The sequence below is a fragment of the Bartonella sp. MU70NMGDW genome (genome assembly GCF_042194085.1).
GTDB classification, from domain to species: Bacteria; Pseudomonadota; Alphaproteobacteria; order Rhizobiales; family Rhizobiaceae; genus Bartonella; species Bartonella grahamii.
Window position 1 is genome coordinate 1 of the sequence record NZ_JBHIMK010000312.1, and the last position, 1,333, is coordinate 1,333.

General features: G+C 32.6%; 1 pseudogene. It reads right to left on the reverse strand.

The features are described from left to right. Window positions 1-943: 943 nt before the first annotated feature. Window positions 944-1,333: pseudogene (locus tag ACFIKE_RS10680) on the reverse strand (tetracycline resistance MFS efflux pump); the annotation flags it as partial.

Sequence of the window (1,333 nt, forward strand, 5' to 3'; positions counted from 1 at the left end):
CCACAAGATAGCCACTACCTCTTTCAGCATTTCTGTGATCTCATTATGAATTATAAAAAAATATCTTAAAATAAAATGTCCCACCTTCTAGCTTCTGTTCTTCAAATTATATCATCTTCCTACGCAAAAACTATATTATTTTTATACACACAACTTATTGAATAAGTGTTATTATTTATCGTTTTGCAACTAAAATGAGAGAACTGAATAGCTTAAATTTTCTCATTCCTCTCCTCTTAAGGTCGTATCCATCAACATCATTGGCTTCTCCCCCCAAGCAAGATAAGTGTGTCGATAAAAACCATTTTTAAAAAGAGTAAAGTGCCTAACCTTCAAATAAGTATTGGATTCACAATACAATTCTAAGCATTCTATTTTGCATAAGAAGCGTAATTCCTATTAAAGAATAAAAAAATTAAAGTGTGAGACAACGCAATAACTCTCTACTTTTTAAAAGATATTGCTTTAGATGGTTTTGAAAGCTGTAAAGCCGAATAAAAAAGTGATATCAAAACAGGAAACGGCTTTTCAATTTTACAACTTTATATATTCTTCCAAAATGAGGTTTTCTTTCGATTCCAGAAGTTATGCAAACAAATATACGCAATATTTTACTTCCAATTTGCCATATAAAATTTGGAATTGTTCATACAATACTGATACATCTAACGCAGATACGTTTTAATCTTTTGTTTTCAATATGCTGCTGCATTAGCACTGGATATTAATTTGCAAGCAATAGAAAAAATACGGACTCCCCTATACAAACAATATCACAAAATAAAAAAAATTATTTGCACTAAATGAGAAGGATATATCGATATTTTATATAACACTTTGTTAAACAAATATCACAAAAAACTTTCTGCCTATAAAATGATACATTTTGTTTATCTTGTGCATTCTTCTAGCAAAATAGTACGTACCGGCCTCTCTCAACAAATTAACGTACCCGCAAGGCAAAAATAACTGTTGCAACGACAAGAAGAAAAAAGCCTCCAACAAAAGGAGCACCTGAAAAATAAAACAGTGCATTTTTATCTGTAAAACATTCAAAAAGAAACACATAAAAAACAGAACCAAATGTTAAACTCAACGAAATAACAGATGTCATCGCTCCTTGCAGTTCTCCTTGTACATTTGTCGGTACCTGCGCTGAAGCAATCGCACGTATAGGTGCATGAACAAGATATTCAAGCATTGTACACATACAAACCATATAAACCATCCACCCCTGCGTCGCGAATGTATAGCCCAGCATAGCAACGGAGGCAAACAAAAGCCCCACTATAACAATATGCCAATCACTCCATCGTTTAGAAAAATAAGGCAA